Consider the following 4,964-nt stretch of genomic DNA (forward strand, 5'->3'; position numbering starts at 1 on the left):
AGCGTGTGCCCCAGGCGGGCCATGACCTGCAGCGGGGCGCGGAACAGCACCTGGCGGTCGAGCGTGTCGTTCACCGGTTCGTCCAGTTCGCTGATCACGGCAAAGTCGTACTGCCCCACTTTCCAGAGGTCTTGCGGGTCGCTCAGCGACAGTTCGTGGATGTCCAGGCGCACGCCGGGCCGGGTGCGCCGGAAGGCCTCCAGTGCCGGGGCCAGCACGCGGGCCGCCGCCCCGGAGCTGAAGGCCAGCCGCAGCGCGCCGCGGCTGCCGTCGCGCAGCTGCTCCAGCTCGTCCTGTGCCTGGCGCCATTCTTCGAGCAGGCGCAGCGCGCGCCGGTGCAGCGACTCACCCAGCGCCGTGAGCACCACGCCGCTGGTCTGGCGCAGCAGCAGCGAGGCGCCGGCCTGGCGTTCGAGTTCCCGCACGACATAGGTCACGGCTGGCTGGGTCAGGCCCAGGCGGCGCGCGGCGGCGCGGATGCTGCCGCAGTCCGCGACGACACAGAACACTTCGAGTTGGCCGGGGTTGAGCTTCATGCGAGAGGGTCGACAGGGTGAAAGAATTGTCTTGTCTTTATGCCATGAATTTTGTCTTTTCTTTATCGCAGGGGCCTCCTACAGTCAGCGCCAATCACAGCCCCAACCCGAAGGAGACAGACATGAAAATTTCCCGCCCGATCGATCGCCGTCACCTGATGGCCCTGGCCGCTGCCCTGTTCGTGGGCCAGGGCATCGCCACCCCCGCGCAGGCACAGGCACAGACCGGACCCGTGCGCATCCTCGTCGGGTTTCCGGCGGGCGGTGGCGTCGACACGGCGGCGCGCCATGTGGCCGATGCGCTGGCTCCGCTGCTGGGGCAGACGTTTGTGGTGGACAACCGCAGCGGCGCCGGTGGCCAGCTGGCCGCGGTGGCGCTGAAGCAGGCCAACCCCAACGGCCAGACCCTGTTCATGTCCAACGACCACACGGTGGTCATCGTGCCGCAGACCCTGAAGTCGCCCGGCTTCAACCCGGCCGTCGACTTCGTTCCCGTGGCGCGCGTCACCCAGATCGCCTTTGGGCTGGCGGTCCACCCCTCGACCCAGGCGCAGCGCCTGGCCGACCACGGCAAGTGGATGCGCGAGCAGGCCGACCGCGGCGCCATCGGCGTGCCGGCCCCGGCCAGCGTGCCCGAGTTCACCGTGGCCTTGCTGGGCCAGCACCTCGATGTCAAAGCCCATGCGGTGCCGTACCGCGGCGGCGCACCCATGGTGGCCGACCTGATCGGCGGGCAGATCCCCGCCGGCATCACGTCGCTGAGCGAGCTGCTGCCGCACCAGAAAGCGGGCAAGCTGCGCGTGATCGCTGTCTCGGGTGGTCAGCGCTCGCCCCTGCTGCCCGATGTGCCAACCTTCGCCGAGCAAGGCGTCAAGGGTGTGGACCAGTCGAACTTCCTGGCGCTGTACGCCCCCGCGGGCACGCCGCCCGCCGTGGTGAAGCGCTACCAGGACGCCCTGCGCGACGCGCTGGCCCTGCCCGCGCTGCGCGACAAGCTCGAAGGCATGGGCATGCAGGTGGACTTTGCCCCGGGCGAGGTGGTCTCGCGCCAGATGGCGCAGATGACCGAGAGCTGGGGCCAGCTGATCCGCGCCAGCGGCTTCAAACCGCAATGATGGCGCAGGTCACACCCGGCATGCACGCCGCCGCACCGACGCCCTCGCACTGCTTTCCGGCCGACTACGCCCAGGGGCGGGCGCGCTTCCTGGCCGCGGCGGCGGCCGCCGGTGCGCAGCTGTCGCACCACGAACTGCCGGGCCATCGCGGCCGTCAGGGCGAGGTGCTGGCGCTGGAAGCGGCCCTGCTGCCCGCGCGGCCCGAAGCCGATGGCCGGGCCCCGCTGCTCATCGTCTCCCGTGGGGTGCACGGGGTGGAAGGTCTGTGCGGTTCGGGTTGCCAGCAGCACCTGCTGCTCGACCACGAACTGCTCGCGCTGGCGCGCAGCCGCGGTGTGGACCTGCTGTTCCTGCACGCGGTCAATCCCTATGGCTTTTCGCACCTGCGCCGCGGTAACGAGGACAACATCGACCTCAACCGCAACTGCATCGACTTCACCGCCGGTGCGCCCGCCGCCAACCCCGGCTACGCCGAGCTGCACGGCTGGCTGGTGCCGCCCACCTGGCCGCCGGACGACGCGGTGCAGCAGCAGCTGAACCAGGCCCAGCAGCGCCTGGGCGTGGCGGCCTACCGCCGAGCGGTCACCGCTGGCCAGAACAGCCACCCGGACGGTCTGTTCTACAGCGGCCAGGCCCCGAGCTGGAGCAACCGCACCGTGCGCGAGCGGCTGCGCACGCACGGCGCGCAGCGGCGCCACATGGCCTGGGTCGACCTGCACACCGGGCTGGGCCCGCGCGGCCATGGCGAAAAAATCCACGCCGGGCGCACCACCCAGGCCGACCTGCTGCGCGGTCGGCGCCTGTGGGGTGCCGACGTGGTGGCCGCCTGGGAAGGCCAGTCGGCTTCGGAACAGGTGCGCGGCCCGGTGGTCGGTTGTGTGTACGACGAGTGCCCGCAGGCCGAGGTGGCGGCCATCGCGCTGGAGTTCGGCACCGTGCCCTACGACCAGTTCCTTGACGCCCTGCGCGCCGACCAGTGGCTGCACCAGCACCCCGAGGCGCCCGCGGCGCTGGCAGAGGCGATCCGCCAGGGCATGCGGGACGCGTTCTATGTCGATGCCGACGACTGGCGCGGCATGGTCGCGGCGCAGGCGCGGGTGGCGGTGCTGCAGGCCTGCCTGGGGCTGGGCAGCTGACCGAGGCCAGCCTTGATGCCACCGGCTGCATGGCCGCGCTGCGCCGGCTTGGCCTGTTTCAGACCAGCTGCGCGCTCAGCGTCTGCACCTGCAGGCGCAGGTCGGCGTTTTCGGCTTCGAGCTGTGCCACGCGCTGGCGCAGCGCGCTCACTTCGTCACTGGCCGGGGTGTCGCTGGCCGCGGTGCTGTCGGCCGCCTCGGTCGGCTCGTCGCGCGGCTTGCGGCGCGATTCGCGCACGCGCTTGGCCGCCTGTTTCAGTTCGTCCTTGCCGGCCAGGGCAGCGGCGCGCTGCTCGTCTTCGGGCAGCGTGGCCACCACGGCCGCAGCGTTGAGCGAGATGTCGCCCGAACGCACCGCGGCCACCACCTCGGGCGCGGCCTGCTTCTGGATCTTTTCGATCATGCCCACCTGGCTGGCGCTCAGGCGCGCGGCGCGGGCAATGTCTTCGCGGCTCTGCAGCGGCTTGGGTTCCAGCACCGTGGCCAGGGCTGCGGCGGGGGCATCGCCTTCCCACGGTGCGTCGCCCGTGGGCGCTTCGGGCACCGGCTCGGCGGCCTTGTCGGCGTGGGCCTTGGCGCGCCGCTCGGCCACGATCTCACGCTTGCGCAGCGCCAGCACGCCGCGCTGGAAGTCCGACAGGCTGCGCCGGCCCAGGTGCTGGTCGATCATCCACAGGTGGACGTCTTCCATGCTCTGGAACCGCGGGTTCTGCACCGTCTGGAAGGGCAGGCCGTGCTTCGTGCAGATGCCGTAGCGGTTGTGGCCGTCCACCAGCACGTCGCCCCACAGCACCAGCGCGTCGCGGCAGCCTTCGGCGAGCAGGCTGCGTTCCAGCGCGTCGTGCTCGTCGGGCGTCAGGGGTTCGATGTAGGCCTTGAGTTCTTCCAGGACGACGATGTTCACGGTGCGCGCTCCCTTGGGCAAAAGGGCGCGATTGTAGAGAGGCGCGGCAGCGGCCTCAGAAACCGACCGCCTGTCCGTCGCGCCGCGGGTCGCTGGCGGCCACGTAGCCTTCGCTGCCCGGGTCGCCCAGGCGCCAGATGAACTGGCCCGCGCCGAAGTCCTGGTAGGGGTCGTCGATGCTGCGTGTCTGGTGGCCCAGGGCCTGCAGGCCCTGCACGGTGGCCGGGTCCATGGCCGATTCGACGTTTATGTGCAGCCCGGCGTCAAAGCGCCAGCGCGGCGCGTCGCACGCGGCCTGCAGGCCCTGGCCGTGGTCCAGCAGGCGCACCAGGGTCTGCACATGGCCCTGGGGCTGCATGTTGGCACCCATCACGCCGTAGCTCATCACCGGCTGCCCATCCTTGGTGAGGAAGGCCGGGATGATGGTGTGCAACGGCCGCTTGCCCGGCGCCACCAGGTTGGCGGTGTTGCGGCCCGGGCCGGTGCTGAGGTTGAAGCCGTGGCCGCGGTTCTGCAGGCTGATGCCGAAGGTGGGCTCGACCGCGCCCGAGCCAAAGCCCATGTAGTTGCTCTGGATGAAGCTCACCATCATCCCGCGCTCGTCCGCCGCGGTCAGGTACACCGTGCCGCCCTTGGCCGGGTTGCCGGCGCCGAAGTCCTGCGCCTGGTTCAGGTCGATCAGCGCAGCGCGGTACTTGAGGTAGGCCGGGTCCAGCATCTGCGCGGGGCTCAGGTCCATGGCGTCCGGTTCGGCCACGTAGCGGTACACGTCGGCAAAGGCCAGCTTCATCGCCTCGATCTGCAGGTGCTGCGCGGCCACACTGTCCACCTTCAGGGCCGCTACGTCGAAGTTCGAGAGGATGCCCAGCGCGATCAGCGCCGCGATGCCCTGGCCGTTGGGTGGAATCTCGTGCAGCGTGTAACCCCGGTAGTCCTGCGCGATGGGCGTCACCCACTCGGGCCGGTAGGCGGCCAGGTCGGCCTCGGTCAGGGCGCCGCCGTTTTGGGCGGCAAAGCGCGCCAGCGCCTGCGCAATAGGGCCGCGGTAGAAGGCCTCGCCTTTCGATTCGGCAATCGCGCGCAAGCCCTGGGCCGCGGCCGGAAAACGGAACAGCTCGCCCACCTGCGGCGCGCGGCCCCAGGGTAAGAAGGCGTCGGCAAACCCCGGCTGGCCTTGCAGCTCGGGCGTGGCGGCGGCCCACTTCTGCTGCGCCACCACTGGCACCGCATAACCGCGTTCTGCCAGTTCAATGGCGGGTTGCATCAGGTCGGC

At 70.7% G+C, this 4,964-nt stretch carries 5 protein-coding genes; 2 read left to right on the plus strand and 3 right to left on the minus strand.

The window, feature by feature from the left end:
- Positions 1–536: LysR family transcriptional regulator (locus ACR2JA_RS11200; protein WP_434009158.1), on the minus strand; the 536-nt coding region annotated here is incomplete at its 3' end.
- A gap of 122 nt (positions 537–658) precedes the next feature.
- On the opposite strand from ACR2JA_RS11200, the gene ACR2JA_RS11205 reads away from it, so the two are divergent.
- Both ACR2JA_RS11205 and ACR2JA_RS11210 read left to right on the plus strand, forming a co-directional pair.
- The gene (locus tag ACR2JA_RS11205) at positions 659–1,651 is read left to right on the plus strand and encodes a Bug family tripartite tricarboxylate transporter substrate binding protein (protein ID WP_434009159.1); all 993 of its coding nucleotides are present in this window, start codon (positions 659–661) and stop codon (positions 1,649–1,651) included.
- Positions 1,652–1,671: 20 nt separating this feature from the next.
- Positions 1,672–2,787 (plus strand): M14 family metallopeptidase, encoded by a 1,116-nt coding sequence (locus ACR2JA_RS11210; RefSeq protein WP_434009160.1) that lies wholly within the window; start codon positions 1,672–1,674, stop codon positions 2,785–2,787.
- A gap of 58 nt (positions 2,788–2,845) precedes the next feature.
- Here the strand turns inward: ACR2JA_RS11210 and ACR2JA_RS11215 are convergent, their stop codons facing one another.
- The gene (locus ACR2JA_RS11215; RefSeq protein WP_434009161.1) at positions 2,846–3,691 is read right to left on the minus strand and encodes a plasmid replication/partition related protein; all 846 of its coding nucleotides are present in this window, start codon (positions 3,689–3,691) and stop codon (positions 2,846–2,848) included.
- Between the two features lie 55 nt (positions 3,692–3,746).
- Positions 3,747–4,964 (minus strand): gamma-glutamyltransferase family protein (locus tag ACR2JA_RS11220; RefSeq protein WP_434009162.1); only part of this gene is annotated, 1,218 nt, incomplete at its 5' end.

Origin of the sequence: Hydrogenophaga sp., from assembly GCF_051007235.1 — a bacterium.
Lineage (GTDB): Bacteria > Pseudomonadota > Gammaproteobacteria > Burkholderiales > Burkholderiaceae_C > Hydrogenophaga.